The sequence below is a fragment of the Endozoicomonas sp. Mp262 genome (assembly GCF_025643335.1).
Classification (GTDB): domain Bacteria; phylum Pseudomonadota; class Gammaproteobacteria; order Pseudomonadales; family Endozoicomonadaceae; genus Endonucleibacter.
The window spans coordinates 3,814,843-3,837,686 of sequence record NZ_CP092489.1; the positions used below are offsets into that span (position 1 = coordinate 3,814,843).

A 22,844-nucleotide genomic window follows, 5' to 3' on the forward strand; every position below is an offset into this window, starting at 1 on the left:
CATTTGTTAATAGAATCTGATGTTGCTTCTCTGGAAAATAGAACCGTATACTAAATCCAGAATATAGAAAAATTCAGGAAGCAAGTCTCTATGGAAAGGGATAAGGATCAAACTATTAGCGATAGCAATCCAATGGGTACTGATGGCTTTGAGTTTGTGGAGTTTGCAGTGAAAGATACCAGGCCATTGGGGGAATTATTCGAATCTTTGGGTTTTGTTAAAACCGCGTATCACCGTTCAAAAAATATAGCTTTATATGGTCAGGGTGCTATTAACTTTCTGGTCAATGGTGAGTCCAATTCTTTTGCTTCCCAATTCTTTGAAAAACATGGTGAGTCGGCCTGCTCTTTTGCTATCAGGGTCGCAGATGCTGAATATGCTTATCAGCGGGCATTAAAGCTGGGAGCTAGACCCGGCCCCTCCGATGGAGACCTGGAAGCATTGGGAATTCCCGCAATTATGGGAATAGGTGGTAGCCTTCTTTATTTTGTGGATCGTTATAAAAATCATGAGTCTATATATGATACAGCATTTCATCCCATTATTACGGAGAAAAAGGTTGAGTCAGGCCATTCTATCCATGAACTTGATCATCTAACCCATAACGTATATCGGGGGAATATGGATAAGTGGGCTGGATTTTATGAAAAGTTATTTAATTTCAAGGAAATTCGTTACTTTGATATTGAAGGAAAGCTCACTGGGCTTAAGTCCAGGGCGATGACCAGTCCCTGTGGCAAAATACGTATCCCTATTAATGAATCCTCTGATGACAAGAGCCAGATTGAAGAATATCTGACAGAATATCAAGGAGAAGGCATACAGCATATAGCCCTGGCTTCAGGTAATATTTATGAAACAGTCACTGCTATGAAAACGGGAGGAGTGACGTTTATGACGCCTCCTCCTGAGGCATACTATGATATGCTTGAAGATCGTATACCCTGGCATAATGAAGACGTTGAACAGATGAAGTCTTTGGGAGTACTGATGGATGGCGCACCCACGAAAAACGGGGGACTGTTGCTGCAGATTTTTACCGAAACCGTTGTTGGACCCATTTTCTTTGAAGTGATCCAGCGTAAAGGTGATGAAGGGTTTGGTGAAGGTAATTTTAAGGCTCTTTTTGAAAGTATGGAGCGGGATCAAATCCGGCGAGGAGTGTTGAAAGAAGGTTAGGTGTTGCTGACATCATAAAAACATTCATTTCCAGCTATCTGGGTTTACAGGGAAAGTGAGGCATTAATGAAATCATCGCAATACACTGCCAGGAAACCTGATGCCCAGGGGATTATTCATTACAGTAAAACTGAAAATGAAACCTGGAGTATCCTGCTGAAAAGACAGCTTGGCTTGGTAAGAAGACGGGCCTGTGATGAATTTATAGAGGGCCTTGAAAAGCTCTCATTGCCGTTGGATCGGATTCCCCAGCTCCATGAAATTAATGAAAAGTTGAAAGAGTCTACGGGATGGGGTGTGGCCAGAGTACCGGCACTGATATCATTTGATCGCTTTTTCAAATTACTGGCTAACCGAAAATTTCCTATAGCCACTTTTATAAGAACACGGGAAGAACTCGATTATCTGCAAGAGCCGGATATATTTCATGAGGTGTTTGGTCACTGTCCTTTGCTAACAAATTCTGATTTTGCAAAATTTACAGCAGCCTATGGCCGGTTGGGACTTGAGGCCAATCCGCAGGAACGGGTGTTTTTAGCCCGTCTTTACTGGCTTACAGTGGAGTTTGGATTGATACGATCTGGGAAGGAGTTACGAATTTATGGGGGAGGCATTCTTTCTAGTTATAGTGAAACCGCGTATGCGCTGGAAAGTGATAAACCTCAACGAAAACCATTTAATCCTATGGATGCGCTGAGGACACCCTATCGAATTGATATTTTGCAACCCCTGTATTACGTGATTAATGCTATGAGCGATCTTCAAAAGCTCAGTGAGATGGACATCATGGGGATGGTGCATGAGGCAATGGCACTGGGGTTGTATGAGCCACTATTTAATTCAGAATAATCCTTTACTCTTTATTGCGGTCCCTAATCAAAATTTTTATGCCTTCTTTTTCTTCCTTATTGCTTCTTTCCTGAATGTCGCCAAATAGTTTGACTGGAGAAACTGTTGTAATTGTTCCTGCTCGTTCACTAATAGGTGTTGTTTTTCCAAGCAGACTGATAATGGTTCCTGACTTAAGTGAGTGGGCCACTGGCTCAGCTTTCTTGACCTGCCTTCCTTTGTGAAAACCCATTGGAGTATCAGTCTTGTCAGGATTAATGGCTTCATTATTATCCTGGGGCTTGGCTTCCTCAGACATGTTTTATCCTTGATATTGTTGAGTTACTACTAGCATAAATGTCTTTAGGTGCAAATTATACTGGCGCATAATATCAAAAAAATTGGGGCGTTAATGGAGTCTTATAATGATTAGTATCCTTAAGGACAGACGCTGCCAGCTTGCTGGCCTTGTCAGTGTTGTAATCACCATCTTTCTTGCCGGATGTCATCAAGCCCCACCGATAGAGGATAAAACCGTTGTTCGGCCGGTAAAGCTTTTTGAGGTCAAGGATCCTGAACAACAGCGCCTACGCTACTTCCCCGGAAAAGTCACGGCAACAGAAGAGGCTGAAATTTCTTTTCGGATTTCGGGGCAACTGGATCAGCTGGTTGTTAAACAGGGCGATGAAGTGGTTAAGGGGCAGTTTCTGGCGCATCTTGATGACCGGGATATCCGTAATGAGCTCCAGGATCGTCAGGCCAGTTATGAGCTGGCTCAAAATGAATTTGAGCGGGCACGTTCACTGATTGAAAAAAAAGTCATTTCTCAATCTGACTATGACTCAGCCAGTGCTAAGTTGAAATCAGCTAAAGCGGCTCTGGAACTGGCCAGGGACAAGCTTGAATACACTACTCTGAAAGCCGTATTCAGTGGCCGGGTTGCCCAGACTCTGGTTGAAAATCATCAGCAAGTTCAGGCACAGCAACCAGTACTGGTTTTACAAAGTAGCAATATGCTGGATATCAGTATTCAGATTCCTGAGAGCGTTGTTTCCCATGTGGATAAAGAATCTGTAGATGCTGGTTACCATCCGCTGGCTACCTTTCCGGGGGCACCAGGAAAAAACTATCCGGTTATTTATAAAGAGCATGCAACCCGTGTAACACCCGGAACACAGAGTTATGAGGTGGTGTTTTCCCTTCCTGCCCCTCCTGACTTGAATGTTTTACCCGGTATGAGCGCAACAATTATTATTGACCTGGCAAAAATTATGCACAAGGAGCAAAGGGGTGGGTTTATGTTAGTGCCCTTGGCTGCTATTGCCCAAGATGATGCCAACAATAAAACCAGTGTCTGGCGCTATGACGAGCAATCTGGTCAGGTGGAGCCTGTGGAAGTGGTGACAGGCCGAATCACTGAGTCAGGTATTCAGGTTATGTCAGGTATCAACCCGGGAGATAACATAGTAACAGCTGGTATCAGTCAACTGGCGGCTGGTATGAAAGTAAAACCCCTGCGTAAAGAACGGGGGCTATAAACAATGAATATCGCAGAATATTCCATTAGTCACCGTGTTATCAGCTGGATGTTTGTGATTATCCTGCTGGTAGGGGGCTGTTTGTCATTTTTTGGCTTGGGGCAGTTGGAGTTTCCGGAATTTACCATTAAGCAGGCCATGGTGATTACCCAATATCCAGGCGCAACACCACAGCAGGTAGAGGAAGAAGTAACGCTTTCTTTGGAGGAGGCCATTCAGGAACTAGAGTATGTCAAGCATATAAGATCCATTAGTAGTAGCGGCAGTTCACAGATTACTGTGGATATGAAAGATCAGTACCATAAGGGGGATCTCCCGCAAATCTGGGATGAGTTACGGCGTAAAGTCAATGATACCCAGAAAGATTTACCACCTGGTGTTTATCCATCCCTGGTCAAGGATGATTATAGTGATGTATTTGGCATGTTGTTTAATATTCGTGGTGAAGGTTACAGTCATCGGGATTTGGAAAACTATGCTGATTTTTTAAAAAGAGAATTGGTTTTAATACCTGGTGTAAAAAAGGTGGCTATTGCTGGTGAACGTCAGGAACAAATCGTTCTTGAGGTTTCCCGAGAGAAAATGGCAGCTTTAGGAGTGGACCCTAACTGGTTATTCTCATTAATCCAAAATCAAAATGTGGTTTCTAATGCCGGGCGAATATTTGTTGAAGGACGCTCTATTCGTATTCATCCCACCGGTGAGTTTAATAATGTCAATGAATTGAAACAGCTTATTGTTAGCACTCCAGGGAGTAGCCAGCTAGTGAGACTGGGTGATATTGCCACGGTTCATAAAGACTATGAAGAAACGCCTAGTACAATTTACCATTCCAATGGTTTTCCTGCCCTGTCTTTAGGTATCTCTTTTACTTCCGGAGTGAATGTTGTTGATGTGGGAGGTCTGGTCAGGGAGCGGCTGAATGAGCTGGAAGGCCAGCGACCTATTGGTATTGATCTTGATACGGTGTATGACCAGCCAGAGGTTGTCCTGGAGTCAGTGAATGGATTTTTGATTAATCTAGCGCAATCCGTTGCCATTGTCATTATCGTCTTGCTCTGTGCAATGGGGGTACGTTCAGGGCTGTTAATGGGAGTGGTTTTGCTCCTTACCATTCTGGGAACCTTTATTGTGATGCGAGTTGTGGGTATTGAACTACAGCTTATTTCTCTTGGTGCCTTGATCATTGCTCTTGGGATGCTGGTTGATAATGCTATTGTAGTTACGGAGGGTATTCAGGTTGGGTTGCAACGGGGACTTACTCGTATTGAAGCAGCTAAACGGGTCGTAAAGCAAACTCAATGGCCTCTGCTTGGCGCTACAGTGATTGCTGTGATTGCCTTTGCGCCTGTTGGCTTGTCTGATGAAATGTCAGGAGAGTTTTGTGTATCTCTGTTCCAGGTGTTGCTCATTTCTTTGATGCTTAGCTGGGTGACGGCGATTACATTGGTACCCTTTTTTAGCTACCTGCTGTTTAAAGAAGAGAAGCTGACTGAGCAGGCAAAGGATTTTGACCCCTATCAAGGGGCTTTGTTCACTATCTATAAACAGTTACTTTCTTTTGCTCTAAAGCACAGGCCTGTGACCCTAATCATTACGGTGATTGCGTTGTTTTCAGCATTTGTGGGATTTGGTTATGTGAAAAATGTCTTTTTCCCTCCTTCCAATACACCGATCTTTTTTGTGGATTACTGGATGCCAGAGGGTTCTGATATCCGTGATACAGAAACGGAGATATCGCGTTTTGAGCAACAGGTTCTGGCTCTTGATGGGGTTAACAATGTTACTACGGTTATTGGTATGGGAGCCCAGCGCTTTGTATTACCTTATACGCCGGAAAAGCAATACAGTAGCTATGGCCAGCTGGTGGTAGAGACAAAGGATCTTGATTCCATATTGGGAGTAATTTCCAAGGTTCAGGGTATTTTGGATCAACAGTTTGCAGATGTTGAATATCGAGTTAAACGGTTGCAAAACGGACCTTCTCCATCAGCAGAGATTGAAGCCCGCTTTTACGGTGAAGACCCTGTTGTTCTGAGATCATTAGCAGTACAGGCGATGCAGGTTTTAAGGGATGAGCCTTTGGCAACTAATATTCGTCACGGCTGGCGTAACCGAACCCCTATTATCAGACCACAGCTGGATGAAGCCAGTGCCCGTCGTAGCGGTATTTCCAAACAGGCATTGGATGAAGCGCTGCTTATTAACTTCTCCGGTAAGCAAGTGGGTGTTTACCGTGAAGGCACGCATTTGCTGCCAATGATTATCCGGGCACCTGAAGCTGAACGTTTAAATGCGGATAGCTTGACAGACCTTCAGGTGTGGAGTGCTGACCATAAAAACTTTGTTCCCATTACCCAGGCTGTTTCCAGCTTTGATACGGAGTGGGAAGATCCTTTGATTATTCGTCGTGAACGTAAGCGGATGTTGTCGGTTATGGCTGATCCCCAGTTGTTAAGTGATGAAACCACCGACAGTGTTTTCCGTAAGGTCAGGGCTAAGATAGAAGCCATTCCCTTGCCGGATGGATATAAGCTGGAGTGGGGTGGTTCCTACGAAACCTCCAGGGATGCCCAGGAGGCGGTTTTTGCATCTATCCCCATGGGTTATTTGTTTATGTTCCTGATCACCGTACTGCTATTTAATACGGTACGACAGCCCCTGGCTATCTGGAGTACTGTTCCCCTGGCGTTAATTGGTGTTGTGGCAGGTTTACTGCTACTGGATGCCCCCTTTAGTTTTATGGCTTTATTGGGCTTGCTGAGTCTATCAGGCATGCTGATTAAAAATGGAATTGTGCTGGTGGAGCAGATTAAGCTGGAACTGGATCAAGGCCGGGAGGAGCATGAGGCGATTTTTCATGCATCAGTTAGTCGGGTAAGACCTGTCTGTATGGCAGCACTGACCACCATGCTGGGAATGATTCCGTTGCTGTTTGATGCCTTCTTCGAGTCTATGGCGGTAACTATTATCTTTGGGTTAGGCTTTGCCACAGTGCTGACCTTAATAGTATTACCGGTTGTTTACTCGCTGCTCTATAAAATCAGTTTCAAACAATTTCATTACAGTAATATCTGAGCCAGTAGCTATCCGTCGTAAAAATACTGATGGATAGCTACATTTTTAGAGGAGTGACTCATGCAGCCCGGAGAGATTACCATTCCTGTAGGAAATATGAACTTTTCGGCACTTGAATGGGGGGCGTCCGAAGACCTGCCTTTGTTGGCATTTCACGGCTGGATGGATAATGCGGCCAGTTTTATGCCATTGGCAAATCATCTAAAAGGCATCAGGCTTATTGCTGTTGATCTTGCCGGGCATGGTTGTTCTGACCACAGGGCTGAAGGAGTGGACTACGGTATCTGGAGCTACGTTGAAGATGTTGTCAATATTATTGAGGCATTGGGCTTTAGCCAGGTATCTCTGCTGGGTCATTCTCTTGGAGCGGTTATTTCTGTGATGGTTGCTGCTTCCGTACCAAGGCGGGTTGAAAAGGTAGTGCTGATTGATGGCGTTAACCCTGTTCCCTGTGATGCCAGCAGCTTGCCTGGAGTACTTGCGAGCTATTTACAAGCCCGAAAGAAAATACGGCAAGGGCGAAGGATTAACCACTATTCTTCCCTGGAATCGGCAATCAAGGCCAGGGCAGGAGGAAGGTTCCCTGTAAGTATGGATTCCGCAAGGCTGCTGGTGGAAAGGGCAATGACTGAAACAGAGAGAGGCTGGCAATGGCGAACAGATCCCCGTATTTCCATGCCATCACCTTTTCGTATGACCATTGAACAATCCCTGGCTTTTCCCAAAGCGCTGACCCAGGAGTGTCATTTGTTTTTCAGTGAGCAGGGAATTATAAAACCTTTGTTAGAACAGCATGCTAATGAGTTAGCCCATATCCATCTTCACCCCTTTCAAGGCGGTCATCATTTTCATATGGAAGAGCAGGCTGAAAAGGTTGCCAATACCCTTGTCAACCTGCTCTGATGTGGCTTATTTCAAAAGCATTATAAGTGCTCAATTAAAGGCAGGGTTGCTTTATTGAGCCAGGCAAGATCATCATCATCCAGATGAGGGGCTATCATTCTTTTGACTTGGGCGTGGTATTGATCAAGCCATTGAATGTCGTCCTTTGTCATCATCTCAGGATTGAGTAAACGATAATCAATGGGGGCAAATGTCAGGTTTTCAAATTCCAGGAATGTGATTTCACCTGATCTATAGGCCTCTCGAACCAGATAGAGATTTTCTATTCTTATGCCGAAACAGTCTTCCTTGTAATAGCCTGGCTCAATGGAGATTACCATGCCTGGCAGTAGTCTTGAATTTGCTTCCTGGGGTGACATCCTGGCGGGGCTTTCATGGACGCTGAGGAAATGCCCCACACCATGACCTGTGCCATGATCATAATTAGCTCCCGCTTGCCATAGGGGCCAGCGAGCCAGGGTGTCAAGCTGGATACCACGGGTTCCTTGCGGAAAACAGGAGGCAACCAGTTTAATATGCCCCTGTAAAACCTGGGTGTAACGCTCGCGCATTTCACCGGTGACATTTCCCACCTTGACGGTCCGGGTCATGTCGGTAGTCCCTTCCGGGTATTGGGCACCATTATCTATCAGGTACATGCCATCCCGTCCCAGTTTTCTGGGTGTTTCCAGTGCATGGTTGTAGTGACACTGGGCGGCATTGGGTCCTATTGCTGAAATGGTATCAAAACTACAGCCGTGGTAATGGGGGTGTTCTTCCAGTAATGATTCCAGTTTATCTGCCAGTATGCCCTCATCCAGCAGGGAACCTTTTGCTACTTCCCTATCCAGCCAGGCCAGAAAACGACAGGTGGCAATGCCTGCATAAAGATGGGCTTTGCGCATGCCATTGATTTCAGCTGTATTCTTTATGGCCTTTTTTAACATGCAGGGATCTTCCCCATGCTTAAGCTCTGCACCGGATTGTTCCAGGGTCAATGGAATCCAGGCGTTGGTATTTTCTGTATCCAGCTGGATATATGCACCGGTTTCTCCCAGTTGCCTCAATGCCTGCTCAAGTTTGCCAAGGTGCTGTACGATGACATCGTTACCTGCGTGCTGGTTGAATGTTTCGTCCAGCTTGCCTTCTGAAACAAAGAGTTCAGCACTGCCACTCTGGTAGACAATGGCATAACCCAACACCACCGGTAAACAGGGAACATCGTTGCCGCGGATATTAAATAACCAGTTAATGGAGTCCGGCTGGGTAATGATCATGGCATCCAGGCCTTTCTTATGCATGATTTCGGACAACTGATGCCTTTTTTCCGCGCTGCTACAGCCGGACAGTTCCTCTGCCAGAAGGATTCCGGGTGTGCTATTGGGCTGGGGGCGGTCATGCCATAGATTATCAATGGGATTTTCTGGTAATTGAGCCAGTTCGATATTCGCTTCCTTCAATAGAGCCTTGGCTTCTTTATACCAACTGAAAGTATGGATGCTCGGGTCAAACCCTAATCGATCCCCGGGCATCAGGGTTTCCTTTAACCACTGTAAATGCGGCTCTTCAATGAGGTGATGGTATTCAAACAGGGATTCAGGGACTTGTTGGCGCACTTGGACCGTAAAGCGGCCATCAACAAAAATTGCAGCCTTATCTTCCAGAATAATGGCTATGGCCGCCTCTCCGGTAAACCCGGTTAGCCATCTTAAACGTTGGGCATCAGGACCAAGGTATTCCAGTAGATACTGGTCAGCACAGGGTAGAATAAATGCAGCCAGGTTTTCCCTGTGCATAAAATCCCTGATGTCTTCAAGACGTTTCTCGCAAGTGCTGGTGGGTATTGTCATGGTCGTATGTTCCTTTTTGTTTTTGCTGAATAACAACGGCGGTTACGATGATAACCAGACCAATAAATGTAGAGGGGGCAATGGGTTCACCCAAAATAAATGATATGAGCAGCAGCGATAAAAAGGGTGAAATAAAGATTAGATTGCTGATACGGGCGATATGGGTGGCTTTTTTCAGTGCTGTTAGCCAGAGTACAAAGGTAATACCCATTTCAAACAGACCTACATAAATGGCACCAGCAATTCCCTGCCAGTTAAAGGTAAAGCTTTCGCCAAAGAACAGGTTCGCGGCAATGACAAAAGGCATACCGCACAGGAAGCATAATAGTAAGCCGGCAATGGGGTTGTCATTGTTGCGGGTGTTGTATATCCAGTAAAGGGCCCATAGCAGGGTGCTGGTTAACGCGAGAATAACCCCGAGCGGACTTTGGAAGTTCAGGGTCATAATATTACCGCCTGTAGCAATAATCAGGGCACCGGTATAACCCAGGCAGCAGGCTAGACTATCAATTTTAGTGAGCCTCTGGCCCAGCATGGGAACCGATAAAATAGTGAGCGTCAGTGCCCAGGTATAATTCAAGGGTTGTGCCTGTTGCGCGGGAAGCAGGTCATAAGCCTTGAACAGCACAATGTAGTAGAGAAACGGGTTTAACAGCCCCATTAGCAGGTAGTACCCGGGCTTATTCTTAAAGGCGCTGACCACTTCTCTCCAGGATTTTTTGATGGTTACCCATATTCCCAGTGAAAGCACTGAGGTTAAGCTGGCAAAGAGCACCAGCTGGATAGGCGTCAGATGCTGAAGACTTAGCTTGAACGCTGTGGCAACGGTTGACCACAAGAGTACAGCCATCAGGCCATAGAGCATTGCCTGGCGCTGGGATTTTACTTCCATCGGCGATCCTGTTCAGGTTTTAAAGGGTGCGTGGAGTTTGGATTATTTATGGAGTAAGCAGGCTAAAGTGTCAGGGGGAAGGATTCTTTGATAATTATCATGGTTATGTTTTATATAAGGAGCTTTTGATCAAGAAAGGGGCTTTCGCCCCTCATCAATTTATGGGTGCTTGCTGTTCTTATACTCGGGATTAGCGGAAAATTGTTCCTTGTCCAGTAAAATAGGCTTGCCGTCCTGGGATTCTCCAGGCACTGTGACAGATGTGCCATGGCTATCCGCTAAACTGATCATTGCCGTCACGATGCTTTCATGAACATCCCGGTCATACGGCAGAATATTAGGTTTTTCTGTTTCAACAAATCCTTGTGACGACCCGTGGGTTCCATAGCCATAACGCCCTGCACCACGCATGATGCTATCGGTATAACTTCCCCCTTCAAGAATAGGCAGGTCTAGTGCCCTGATTAATGCATCGGTTCCTCCCTGTGGTCTATAGGGGATTTGGTTGGGTATTACGAAATCGCCCGGGTTCCATTCAATCCGCTCATTTATTAGAGCCAGTCCCAGCTTGACTATATCAATATCATTCGATCCATCACCTACAGCTTCATATAGAAACAGTGGCTCGTCTTTGTGATTTGCTAACACTGTGGCATGGTTAATGGGGTCGATGGGATCAAGCACGGACTGTATGGTGAGTTCTGCCAGGTTGGAAAAGGAGTCCCATGCCTGTTTGGCAGATTGTTCATAGGCTTTCTTTTCAGGGCTTCCCTCTATAAGGGAATTTTCATAATCGCCAAGCTGGTCCAGTGCCTCAATCTTTTGCTGGCTGGAAAGGTCTTGCAGCGGGTTGTAATAACCGAGCTGTTCTGCCAGATATAACCGGAATGCTGCGCCGGGCTTCATTATATCTTTAACCATAGGACCAATCGCGGGGGAGTGGATCATAATTGAAGTGAGGCCTGCTCCAGGTACGGAAAGGGCTGTGGACTTCAGATCCAGCTGCCCTGAAAACTCCGGATGCTGGTTTTGGGTATCCCGAATCAGTGATGAAACGGATGTGGAAACGATTCCTCCCAGAGAAATGCCTGTTAAATGCACTTCATCATTATTCAGCAACGGGCCATTTTGATCGTTTATACCCTTGGCAATAGCCAGGCGAAGACCCAGATGATCAACAAAGGTCTGATACATAAAACTTTTAGTGGTCAGGACATTATTTGGCATGGCAAAGTCCATACCATTGCCTGTGGCATTAATCTCGTAGTTACCGTCATTATCAATATCAATACTACGACTGCCGTGAACCGGGTGATCGATAGCGATGACAGCATAGCCATGTTCCGCCATCACACTGGCCATACCCCGGGCGCTTTCCTTATCCATATTAAAACCATGGATGTAGATAAAGGTTTTAAATCCTTTAACCGGATCTCTTTTAGATACATCCTTTGGAATAGTGATTAAGACATCCACCTTATTATTTTTATTAAAGGGGTAAAGATTGCCTGCGGTTTTTGCTGTAATGGGTAAACCTGATGGCTGATCTGCTCCTGATTGCCAATAACTGAAAGCACCCGGACAAAATGCAGCCGGGTTGACAATATACTCATTCGGGTTTGAAGGGGCTATTCCTGACTTCATGCCCGGGTAGTAGTCGCAGTTTTTACCGTATTCGGGGGAGTCCAGGAAGTAGGGCAGGTTTATGGAGGTTCGCAAGACTTTATAGTTGTCTTGTTCTGTGTCTGTGGACTTATGATCCAGACTATCCGGACCAAGGTGTGGCTCCAATGCGGGGTTAACTAGCCCCTGGCTGGCGAGGGTATTTTTATCGTAGGAGGTTACATCCTCTTCTACCGCATTGAAATGAACATCACTGTATTCTTTCAGGTACTTTGTAGCTACCGGCCTGAGAGTATTAAGAATACTGGTGGTGGTAAAATCTGCACTGTAAGCAATGCTGTTTTCTTCAATGCCATTGGCTATCAGCTTATCATTAACCTGTTGCAGGTGAATAGCTGTTGGGTCATTGCCTTCCAGTAGTTTTAAATAAGAAGAAGAGGGCTGTATGGATTCACCGTTAGTGTCTGTAATGGTTTTTGTTAAAACCAGGTAGTAGCGGGTCTGTTCTTTGAAAGGTTTTAGCGGTTCAATATTTAATGTGCCATTTTCGCCGATAATTGCCCTGAAATCCTGATTCCAGGATAACTCTTGAAGCTCGCTGTGCTCATTTTCAAAAAAAAGTCGGACGCCATTTTTCAAAGTGCTCTCATTGAGGGGAGTCATACTTTCTTCATTATTGTTTTCTGGCATTTCAAGATTGATAACTATAGGTATAGAGGTTCCCCAGCCCTCTTGGGTTCCCATATAGTTCCAGTAAGCATTGACGGGTTCTGATGAGTTGGCTGTATTCCATTCGGACTCGCCCGGTATGTGGAGGGTACCGTCTTCATCAAAGCCAAAGATATCACTGGGAAAAGGTACGACTCCATGTTCCGGATCAAAGCTAATCACCGGCCCGTTTGATGAGGGGGGAGGTGTAGTGCCGCTGTTGCTATCAGTACTATCATTGCTGGTACATGCTGCCAGTAGTGTCAATGGCATGGTCAGAGCAATCGCTTTGGCCAGTCGGGTATACGTCATTGGACCCGAGACTCCTAAATAGTGAGTAAACAGAGATGTTGTTTTATTTTCTGACCTGACCCGTAAGATTTATATCTTATGCTTTGCAAGAGTTAGCTTATGGGCTATGCCTTGGTCAGGTAGGTGTTATTCTAAAAATATTGTTATGATTGGCAATGCGGCGGGGTATGAACGTATTGACATTGATGGGCTGTCTTGATTTGAGTCATTGGTTAGCTAGAAACCTTGTTGCCTTATAGTTAGTTTGTGTTGGGAATATGTAAAAAATGAGAGTTTGTTAAACCTGCATTTATCTTATTTATTGTAGCGATTGCTGGCTGCTTGCTTAAAAGCCATCATAAAAATCATATAAGTTCTATAAGAAAGCCATACTGGCTAGGGTTGATTTTGGATGAAAACGATTTATCTGGTAACTGGCCTTATACTGTTATCCAGGTTTGCTGGTGGAGACTCTGGCCATGACTCTTTAGCTGAGCTGGCAAACGCAAAGCTGGTGGAGTCTGTCTCTGAAGAACGTCAGCAGCATCCCTTGATCTTTAGCGCCATGAAAAAAGTCAATGGCCTTATCAAGGCTGACTCAGAGCAATGGCTTGACGGGGAACTTTCCAGGAAGTTGTATCTGCTACCCGATGGGTTAACCAGCTTTTCTGCCTTTGATCACTTCACCAGGCAGTTTGAGGCACTGGGTGCCAAACCTGTTTACCAGTGTCAGCGGTTTCATTGTGGTGACAGTAATTTCTGGGCGAATAATGTGTTTAAACTTCCTGTTCTTTATGGTCTGGATAGGGAGCAATCGTATTATATCGGAGAAAGAAGCATCAAAGGCCAGAGCGTTTATTATTCGGTGTATACCGTAAGGCGAGGGAACCGCAGAAGCTATGCGCTGGTGGATATATTCAAACCAGCACCTGAAGATGGGAAAAGTATAAATGCCCTTGGAGTAGAGACGCTGTATAGCCAAATGCTGCATCAAGGCTATGCTTATCTTCCTGTAAAAGACAATGAGCACTTTATAAATGATATTAATACGATATTATCCAATCATAATTCCTTAAGGCTTATTATCTCCATCTTCTCTCCTAAACCGGACTCAATACAATCATTTGATCAAACAAAAAAAAATGCCGAATCTCATACCAAGGAGTTAACAAAATTACTGGTAACCAAAGGTATAGATGAAACCCGGTTTCGACTAATCTACAGCGGAATACAGCCTGATTTACCCAATGGTGAAAACCAGGCGAAATTAATACCCATATTTAATAACTAATCTTCGGGTTATCAAACAGCTGATCGTGACTTAACTGGGTAAATTGCTTAATACCCACAAATCAGATACCCGTCTCATAGATGGGTTTCCTATTGATGTAAACCAGAGTATTCCAGAATAAGGCATTTTGAAGGGTACTATAGACTAAAGAGAAAATGTTTTTATGGCTTTCAAGGACTCCCTCAATAACCAGAGGGAGTCCTGTTGCTATAGATGTCACAGCAGCTAATATTGATAAACATAATGTTGCTTGTAACTTGATAAATGATATTTCTCATCGATTTCTGCTAATTTTTAAACTCCTTGATATTAAAGATGTGCAGGTTAGCTGCAGGCAGAGCTTGTCGCAAAGTTCGGTAATGCACGATTTTTAAGGGCTTTAGAACCACATCAAATGCAGTAGATTCAGACTGGACACCCAATAAACCATTTAGAGGTATGATTTCAGCCTGAAAACTCACGCAGCAGGTTTATATTTTTTATGAGATACGCTATTTTTCTAGCTTTATTGGCAGTTACTTTAGATGCGATTGCCGTATTATCAGAATATACTACAAAGGAGGTTGATTGGACTGACCCTAAGCAAGGTTTCGTTAGAGCTTTTACCCTAGAAAGCGATCCAGGATATCTCTATATTTTGATAGAGGAGAGAACCATTGGGCAGTTATATGGGGGACAGGCAGTAAATATTGATGGTTATACTATTTTTCATGCTAATTCTAAAATAGGGTGCATTGCTAAGTTTTTGGATGATAAATATAAGCTACCATTCCAAATGGATAATGAAAGCATATCCCTTTCAGAAGATAAGCCAGTAAAATATCTTAAGAAATGGCTTCCTTATGAGTTTAAGTTTGATGATCCTGTAGCCAACTTTGTTATTGAGGTTATTGTTGAGAAGTATTACAAGGATACAGATTGTTTGCGAAATCGATTAAAGGAGGCTGAGAGGTTATGTGATGAAGTCTTTGACTGGTATAAAGCGGAGTATAATGAAAGTAAAAAGAAAACAATATATATAAAAGAATTGAGAGAAAAACAAAAAAGGTTAGCAGAAGAAATTGATAGAAAGGAAAGTGTCATATTAAGGCATAAATCAGAATGTCACAGGCTCAAAAGAGGAAATGAGGAATTACAGAAACAAAACGCCGTGCTACATAAGGAATGTAAAAAAAATATGGAATCAAAAAGAGTGTTGACAGAAACTGTTAATGACTTATCAGAGCAATTTGTTAAAATTAGTTTAAGAAAGCAGGAATGTGAAGCAGAATTATTAGTGTTAAATAATAGATTTGATAATATAAATCTCAAAACTGATATAGACAGTGATAGTGGTGTTTTAAGTGATGTTATCGTTTGTTCTTTGGATATAGATGACACCGGATTTGACTGCAAAACAAAAAAACATATAAAAGATAATGGAGTAAAAAGTTGGTTGAGTCAACAGCCCGATGAAAGAGTGCTATTAAAAACGGATATTCAATCTTCCCAAGATGATGAACTTTCCTGTGCTAGCACACATAGAACAAGCTTAAAGGAATCTGAGTATCAAAGTTTAGATAAAGCGGATAAGAAGAATGTTAAAGTCAATGGAAATACCCGTGTTCCAGAAAAAGATAGGATTAAGTCAAAAAATAATAAAAAAGTTAAAAAAACTAAAAAATTCAAAGTCAGTTGGGGAGATAGGGAAAAAAATTTTGAAGTAGAAAAGCTTATGGAAGATATTTTTGATAATGATCAGCCGCTAGAAAATTATCAGCAATTATGTACAACAAGCACTATGGGTTGGCTATTGGATAAACTTATACCTGTATTATGTAGAGCTGGTTGCTCTACACAAAAATTAGCGGGTTATTTTGGTAAAGCTAGTTTATACACTGTTCATCAGTTAAGTGCTGTTTTGAATTATTTGCTAGCTAATTATTATACAAAGGATACGTTTATTGTGATGTCACAGTCTAAGGTGATAAGTAAACTAGTGCGTTCATTTTTTCTAGAACCAAGAAATAACCCATTTATAGAATCAAATGCCTACATGCTGGAAATGCTGTCGATTGTGAGCATGCAAGCACTTACTCAGGGTTGCTTCGGTGTTCGAATGAATATAGAAAGAACTGCTGGCTTTCTCATTGGCTATAGCATTTGCAGTTTAATGTTTATTTATAAGTACACTACTGACCCTGACGTGAAAGATGAAGTTGTTAAAATATTTAATGACTATCTTTATCCACAGGAGCTTATGCGTCAGGTAATACATACAGGCAGTATTGCCATACTGGCTGCTTCACCTGTTCTTTTTTTAAAATGTGCTCGTAGGGGGATGAATCCACCAACAGGATCATTATCGTTGAATAATGACGCAGCTCCAGCAAAAGAGCAATTGCCTTATTGGTCAGGCAGTAGAGCTGTGATGCTGGGGGGAATATTATGCGTCTGTTATATCGTTTTTATGAATATTATAGCCTTATTAAGTGCTCAAGGTTGAGATATAGGAACCATTTTAGAGCATCAGATATTAATCACACTCCACTTCCGTTTATCCCAGAACCAAATAAATGTCAGTGAACTTAATAAGCGCTGTACGCCTTGGATAGCCCAGATGGCAGACAGCCCCAACCCCATGGTTGGTCCAACCAGCCAGCAAAGTGGCAATAGCACCAGCCATTGAAAGAAAAACCGAATACAAAGCACTGTGCGATTGGCTCCTGCTCCCAGTAAAGCCTGAGGCAACACCAGGGCACCAGCATCAACGATAATGCCGATACATACCAGTTGTAACGGAAATTTGGCCATTGCTAACAGCTTTGGATCATGGAGAAACCAGGATAGAAAAAATCCGGGAAAGAAAATAAAGGGAATTCCCAGAGCCATTAAAATAACCACGGCAACCATTAATACATCACGCCCCCAGCGCCAGGCATCTTCCAGATCCTTTTTGCCCAGGCTTTTACTAACCAGTGTGGTTGCGGCAATACCGAGACCCACCCCTGGCAATATTAAAAACAGGGATATATTGATTAATACATGGGCGATGGCCATTTCGCTGGTACCAAGCATTGAAATAATGATATAGAGAACCATTATTCCCATACAAAAGAAAAACTGCTGGATTGAGTCTGGCAGTGCCAATGTTACCAGACGGATAAATGACGATCGCCCTCTCCAGCGAGTAAACAGCCCATGTTGCCTGGCTTTATGGCGGAGACTTTTAATGTTTAACAAAGCACAGAGGTACATGGATAAAAAAGTACCCAGTGCTGCCCCTGCTACACCCATAGCAGGCAGGCCCAACTTACCATAAATCAGGATATAACTGGTCAGGGCATTGAATACATGGCTTATCAGCAAGATTTTCAGAAAGCCCCGAGGTTTGCTGGTACCATTCCAGTAACCACGGAAAGAGATATTCATAACCGCAGCGGTTAACGTCATTACCCTGATACGAAAATAGAGAACTGCCGTATCTAAATCGGGGCTATAAAGTTTTAAAATAAAAGGGGCAGCAATAACTAACGCAACACTGAGCGGCAATGCGAAGCAAAAGGCGATTAAAATGCCGTGATTAACAGGCACAGCACACTGACTTATTAATCCCTTACCCACTCTCCTTGCAACCTGAGCCTGAACGCCAGAGGAGACGCCTGCAATCAGGGCCATTGCCACTAAGGTGGCATTACTACCAGCACCTACTGCTGCTAAGGCCTCTTCTCCTAACGGACCAACCAGGGCGGCATCCACCAGATTGATAAGACTCTGGGAGAGCATGGCCACAATCATAGGTAGTCCCAGTTGCAGTATGGTGACCACACGGGGCTTATAATCTTCCTTCAAAAGCACCTCAGAACAGCATTTACGGGTGCGGCGATTTTATAGAGCCTGGGATGGATTGTCTGTAGTGGAACCCGCCAAAAATTATAGGCAGGGTTGCAGCCAATATTTTGCTTTTTCTTTAGCGATTCCTTTTCGTGCGGCATAACTATCCAGTTGGTCAATGCCTATTTTCCCCAAACCAAAATAGCTTGATTCCGGATGAGAAAAATACCAGCCACTGACACTGGCGGCAGGTAACATGGCAAAATGCTCAGTAAGGGAGATACCGGTATTGGCTTCAGCCTCCAACAGTTTAAACAATGTTTCTTTCTCGGTATGTTCAGGACAGGCAGGGTAGCCTGGAGCAGGACGTATGCCGGTATATTTTTCCTTAATGAGTTCTTCATTGCCAAACTGTTCATCAGGACTGTAACACCAGAATTCTTTTCTCACCCGTTCATGCATATGTTCGGCAAAGGCTTCTGCCAGACGATCGGCCAGGGCTTTTACCATGATGCTGTTATAGTCATCCCCTTTTTCTTCGTAGGATTTGGCCAATTCATCAGCCCCTATACCTGCGGTAACCGCAAACCCACCAATTGTGTCTTTTATTTCAGTCTCTTTGGGGGCAATAAAATCACTTAAACAATAGTTAGGTTTATTTTCTGGCCGTTGTGACTGTTGTCGCAAATGATGAAGCCTGACCCTGACCTGGTTATGACTCTCGTCGGTATACACCTCAATATCATCGTAATTAACCTGGGCTGCCGGCCAAAAGCCAATCACGGCCCTGGCTTGTATACGGTTATTTTTTACCAGGTCTTCTAACATACGTTGGGCATCATTATAAAGATTTGTGGCTGCCTCACCGACCACTTCATCATCAAGAATTTTGGGAAACTTTCCAGCCAAATCCCAGGTAATAAAAAAGGGGGTCCAGTCGATATAATCCAGCAAATTTTCCAGTGGGTAGTTCTCAAAAACCTTTGTACCAGTGAAGATTGGTTTGGGAGGGGTATAATTTTTCCAGTCAGGTTGAAAGCGATTATCTACCGCCGCTTGATAACTGAGTAGTGAGCGTTTCTTTTGACGATTGGCATAACGGTCACGAATGGTTTCATACTCTGCTCTATTGCCTGTAATAAGCTCATCTTTGAGTGCTGTATTAACCAGTTTACTGGCAACACCTACACTACGGGAGGCATCACTGACATAAATGGCCAGATCATTCTGGTATTGAGGCTCAATCTTAACCGCAGTATGGGCTTTAGAGGTGGTTGCTCCACCAATCATCAGTGGAATGGTGAAGCCCTGGCGTTGCATTTCTGAAGCAATGTGAACCATTTCATCCAGGGAAGGGGTAATCAATCCACTTAAGCCGATAATATCAACCTGTTCTTCCTTAGCGGTTTTGAGAATGGTTTCGCAGGGAACCATTACGCCCAGGTCAATAATCTCAAAGTTATTGCAGGCAAGGACGACACCAACGATATTTTTGCCAATATCATGAACATCCCCCTTAACCGTAGCCATTAGAATCTTGCCATTAGAGCGGGCTTTACCACCTTTTTCTTTTTCAATAAATGGCACAAGATGGGCAACGGCCTGTTTCATCACCCGGGCACTTTTCACCACCTGAGGCAGAAACATTTTTCCAGCCCCAAAAAGATCGCCGACCACATTCATACCAGACATTAATGGGCCTTCAATCACTTCAATAGGGCGGTTAACCTGAAGGCGGGCAGCTTCGGTATCCTCAAGAATATAGGTGGTAATGCCTTTCACCAGAGCATGTTCCAGTCTCTTTTCTACTGGTTCGTTACGCCAGGCATGATCATCCGATGATTCTTCCTGGTTACCATCACTGCGATATTGCTCAGCGATAGCCAGTAAATCTTCTGTTGCCGATGAGGATTGATTAAGAATAACCGCTTCAACACTCAGACGCAGTTGTTCAGGAATATCTTCATAGATAGCCAGTTGCCCGGCATTAACAATCCCCATAGTGAGGCCGGATTTTATTGCATGGTAAAGAAATACAGCATGGATAGCTTCCCTGACAGGATTATTCCCCCGAAAAGAAAAAGAGACATTACTCACCCCTCCTGAAACCATGGCATGGGGTAAGTTCTCATGAATAAAGCGGGTGGCATTAATAAAATCTACGGCATAGTTATTGTGTTCTTCTATCCCTGTGGCTACAGCAAAGATGTTGGGATCAAAAATAATATCTTCTGCAGGAAAGCCAATGTCATCAACCAGAATATGGTATGAACGCTGGCATATTTCTATTTTTCGGGCTTCTGTATCTGCCTGGCCTTGCTCATCGAAAGCCATCACAACAACAGCTGCACCGTAGTTTTTACACTGTAAGGCCTGTTCTTTAAATTGTGTTTCTCCCTCCTTAAGACTGATTGAATTGACAATGCCTTTGCCTTGAATGCACTGTAAGCCGGCTTCAATAACTTCCCATTTCGATGAATCCACCATAATTGGAACTTTAGAAATATCCGGTTCAGAGGCAACCAGATTCAAAAAAGTCACCATGGCCTGCCGGGCATCCAGCATTCCTTCATCCATATTAATATCAATAACCTGAGCGCCGTTTTCTACCTGGGTTCTGGCGACATCCAGTGCTGTATCGTAATCCTCATTAATAATTAATTTCTTGAAGCGGGCAGAGCCGGTGACATTACAGCGTTCACCAACATTAACAAATAATGATTCACTTTTGATATTAAAGGGTTCCAGCCCGCTTAAACGACAGGCAGGACTAATTTCAGGGACTTCCCTTGGAGTAATAGAAGCCATTCGATCAGCGATGGTTCTGATATGTTCCGGTGTAGTACCACAGCAACCACCAATAATATTAATCAGACCTGACTGGGCAAATTCTTCAATAATGTCAGCCATCTGCTGAGGTGTCTGGTCATATTCGCCAAAAGCATTAGGTAATCCCGCATTGGGGTGGGCACTGATAAAGGTATCAGCCAGTCCGGATAATTCTTCAAGATAAGGTCGAAGTTCACTGGCACCAAGAGCGCAGTTTAAACCGATGGAAATAGGGGAAGCATGCTTGACAGAATTCCAGAAAGCTTCGGTGGTTTGTCCTGAGAGCGTACGACCTGAGGCATCTGTAATCGTCCCCGAAATCATAATGGGTAACCGGTAGCCGAACTGATCAAAGAGGTGATTTACACTATAGATGGCGGCTTTGGCATTTAAGGTGTCGAAGATGGTTTCAATCAGAATGATATCGACTCCACCATCGATCAGGGCTAGGGTTGCTTCTTCATAAGCGGCAACCAGCTCACTAAAGGAAGTATTACGAAAGCCGGGATTATTAACATCCGGTGAAATCGAGGCGGTTCTATTGGTAGGTCCAAGCACGCCGGCAACGAAGCGAGGCTTGTCTGGCGTTTTAGCAGAAAATAGATCAGCGGCTTGTCTGGCTAGTCTTGCTGCCTCCCTGTTTATCTCAGGAACCAGCGATTCCATATTATAGTCAGCCATGGCGATAGCGGTAGCATTAAAGGTATTGGTCTCGATAATATCCGCACCGGCTTCAAGGTACTCTTTATGGATATCACTGATAATGGCCGGCTGGGTCAGGCAGAGCAGGTCATTATTGCCTTTAACGTCACAGTCGTGGTGACTGAAGCGTGTTCCTCGATAGTCATTTTCGTTCAGCTTGTAGCCTTGAATCATTGTGCCCATGGCGCCATCAAGGATCAGAATGTTTTTTTTTAGCCACCGCTTAAGAGATTGGGTGCGCTTCGAGATTGCTATGGGTGTATCGCTACAAGGCATAAACTGCTGATTCCTGCTTTATCATTGTGATTTATAAGGAGCATGGTATCAGATATAACATGAATGATGTTTAGTCACTGACTGTCTGAGTCTACCCTCCAGTAGCTGGTGTATCTATTTTGGTTGTTTTTTAAACTGAATGCATAAAGCCACTTGCCATTTAGCAATGCTACCTCAAAAATGTCCCTTTTCTCTGCTTGGCTATATGCTTTGTATAGGAGCATGTTTTTACAGCGCTGATTTTTTTTACCTGCTTCTTTAAATGATGATTTTATTATATACACCCCCTTGTCAATTGAGGTGCCAAAGAGTGCCTTTGATAAATACAGTAAGATACGAAGTACTAACCCTCCTTCTTCGTCAGTAATGCCTATCATTTGTTCTTCGACAAAAAATGTTGCACCATTTTCATCGAGTCTGGACAGTTGCTGCTCGCCATAAAATATGGCTAGATGGCTTTCTGGATATCCTACATCAATGAGGCAGTAAGGAGTGTCTACTAACATCGATAAAGTAACCGGTTTTTCCTCAAATTTGACCAACTCTTTTGTATACTGCCTGCATATTTGACAATATTTAACATTACTTGTTATGACAGGTGCATCCCGGAGTGATTCTGCGATAACTTTGGGATAATCACACATACAGACATTCGGAGTGGTGGTTTCTGGTGCTATGCCTATCAGCCGGCGTCCGCTGCCATTAGACATTGATATTGATTTACAATCATTGACTGCTTCCTGTTTTGATAAAGTGGGCAGGGACACAGGGTTAATAGCCACATTGATTGAATTAGTAGTGTGATATACTTTGATTTCAGCCAGATAATTTTGAGGTACAGGGCATGTAGGGTGATAAGGGGTATTGACTCCATCCTTGCCTTGTAAATTAACAGTTTCACCAAGCCTGCCTGCAAAGGCTTTGAATTGTTGTTTTTCTATACACGGAAAGACTTCACTAGATACGCTGCCAAAGATCAAATTGTTTGACTCTGATTTCATAATAGGAGCTATCCAGAGCAAAAAGAATATTGCCATGAAATAGAAAAAAGAACCCATATAGAT

Annotated in this window: 14 protein-coding genes; 7 read left to right on the forward strand and 7 right to left on the reverse strand. The window is 43.8% G+C overall.

The features are described 5' to 3' along the window. Window positions 1-90: 90 nt before the first annotated feature. Entirely contained in the window at window positions 91-1,179 is a 1,089-nt protein-coding gene (gene hppD, locus MJ595_RS16525) for a 4-hydroxyphenylpyruvate dioxygenase (protein WP_263079089.1), read from the forward strand. Window positions 1,180-1,215: 36 nt separating this feature from the next. Beyond that, window positions 1,216-2,028 carry a phenylalanine 4-monooxygenase gene (gene phhA, locus MJ595_RS16530; protein WP_263322532.1) on the forward strand — a complete coding sequence of 271 codons (813 nt, stop codon included), beginning with the start codon at window positions 1,216-1,218 and terminating at the stop codon, window positions 2,026-2,028. 4 nt (window positions 2,029-2,032) lie between these two features. Here phhA and MJ595_RS16535 read toward each other — a convergent pair whose 3' ends face one another. Then, the gene (locus MJ595_RS16535) at window positions 2,033-2,326 is read right to left on the reverse strand and encodes a hypothetical protein (RefSeq protein WP_263079090.1); all 294 of its coding nucleotides are present in this window, start codon (window positions 2,324-2,326) and stop codon (window positions 2,033-2,035) included. 106 nt (window positions 2,327-2,432) lie between these two features. Between MJ595_RS16535 and MJ595_RS16540 the strand changes: the two genes are divergently transcribed. From MJ595_RS16540 to MJ595_RS16550, 3 genes are read left to right on the forward strand one after another with little or no spacing between them, the layout of a single operon-like run. Continuing rightward, window positions 2,433-3,545 (forward strand): efflux RND transporter periplasmic adaptor subunit, encoded by a 1,113-nt coding sequence (locus tag MJ595_RS16540; RefSeq protein ID WP_263079091.1) that lies wholly within the window; start codon window positions 2,433-2,435, stop codon window positions 3,543-3,545. A gap of 3 nt (window positions 3,546-3,548) precedes the next feature. After that, window positions 3,549-6,623, forward strand: coding sequence for an efflux RND transporter permease subunit (locus MJ595_RS16545; protein ID WP_263079092.1), 3,075 nt, complete (start codon window positions 3,549-3,551; stop codon window positions 6,621-6,623). A 60-nt stretch (window positions 6,624-6,683) separates the two neighbouring features. Next, on the forward strand, window positions 6,684-7,526 hold the full coding sequence (locus MJ595_RS16550; RefSeq protein WP_263079093.1) for an alpha/beta hydrolase: 843 nt from the start codon (window positions 6,684-6,686) through the stop codon (window positions 7,524-7,526). A gap of 20 nt (window positions 7,527-7,546) precedes the next feature. On the opposite strand, the gene MJ595_RS16555 is transcribed toward MJ595_RS16550, so the two are convergent. The 3 genes from MJ595_RS16555 to MJ595_RS16565 form a co-directional block, all read right to left on the reverse strand. Beyond that, a complete protein-coding gene (locus tag MJ595_RS16555) occupies window positions 7,547-9,355 on the reverse strand; it encodes an aminopeptidase P family protein (RefSeq protein WP_263079094.1) in 1,809 nt (602 codons plus the stop codon). Next, window positions 9,318-10,247 carry a DMT family transporter gene (locus MJ595_RS16560; protein ID WP_263079095.1) on the reverse strand — a complete coding sequence of 310 codons (930 nt, stop codon included), beginning with the start codon at window positions 10,245-10,247 and terminating at the stop codon, window positions 9,318-9,320. Before MJ595_RS16560 ends, MJ595_RS16555 begins: the two co-directional genes overlap by 38 nt. A 159-nt stretch (window positions 10,248-10,406) precedes the next feature. Beyond that, window positions 10,407-12,890, reverse strand: a complete 2,484-nt coding sequence (locus tag MJ595_RS16565) for a hypothetical protein (protein WP_263079096.1) — start codon at window positions 12,888-12,890, stop codon at window positions 10,407-10,409. 391 nt (window positions 12,891-13,281) lie between these two features. Here MJ595_RS16565 and MJ595_RS16570 point away from each other — a divergent pair, with 391 nt between their 5' ends. Beyond that, complete coding sequence (locus tag MJ595_RS16570; protein WP_263079097.1) at window positions 13,282-14,160, forward strand: DUF4892 domain-containing protein; 879 nt, start codon at window positions 13,282-13,284, stop codon at window positions 14,158-14,160. 481 nt (window positions 14,161-14,641) lie between these two features. Next, window positions 14,642-16,645, forward strand: coding sequence for a hypothetical protein (locus MJ595_RS16575; protein ID WP_263079098.1), 2,004 nt, complete (start codon window positions 14,642-14,644; stop codon window positions 16,643-16,645). Window positions 16,646-16,668: 23 nt separating this feature from the next. Here the strand turns inward: MJ595_RS16575 and MJ595_RS16580 are convergent, their stop codons facing one another. The 3 genes from MJ595_RS16580 to MJ595_RS16590 form a co-directional block, all read right to left on the reverse strand. Beyond that, window positions 16,669-17,991, reverse strand: coding sequence for an MATE family efflux transporter (locus tag MJ595_RS16580; protein WP_263079099.1), 1,323 nt, complete (start codon window positions 17,989-17,991; stop codon window positions 16,669-16,671). 81 nt (window positions 17,992-18,072) lie between these two features. Next, window positions 18,073-21,780 carry a methionine synthase gene (gene metH / locus MJ595_RS16585; protein WP_263079101.1) on the reverse strand — a complete coding sequence of 1,236 codons (3,708 nt, stop codon included), beginning with the start codon at window positions 21,778-21,780 and terminating at the stop codon, window positions 18,073-18,075. Between the two features lie 74 nt (window positions 21,781-21,854). Then, window positions 21,855-22,781: a hypothetical protein gene (locus tag MJ595_RS16590; RefSeq protein WP_263079103.1), complete on the reverse strand. Its 927-nt coding sequence runs from the start codon at window positions 22,779-22,781 to the stop codon at window positions 21,855-21,857. Window positions 22,782-22,844: the final 63 nt, after the last annotated feature.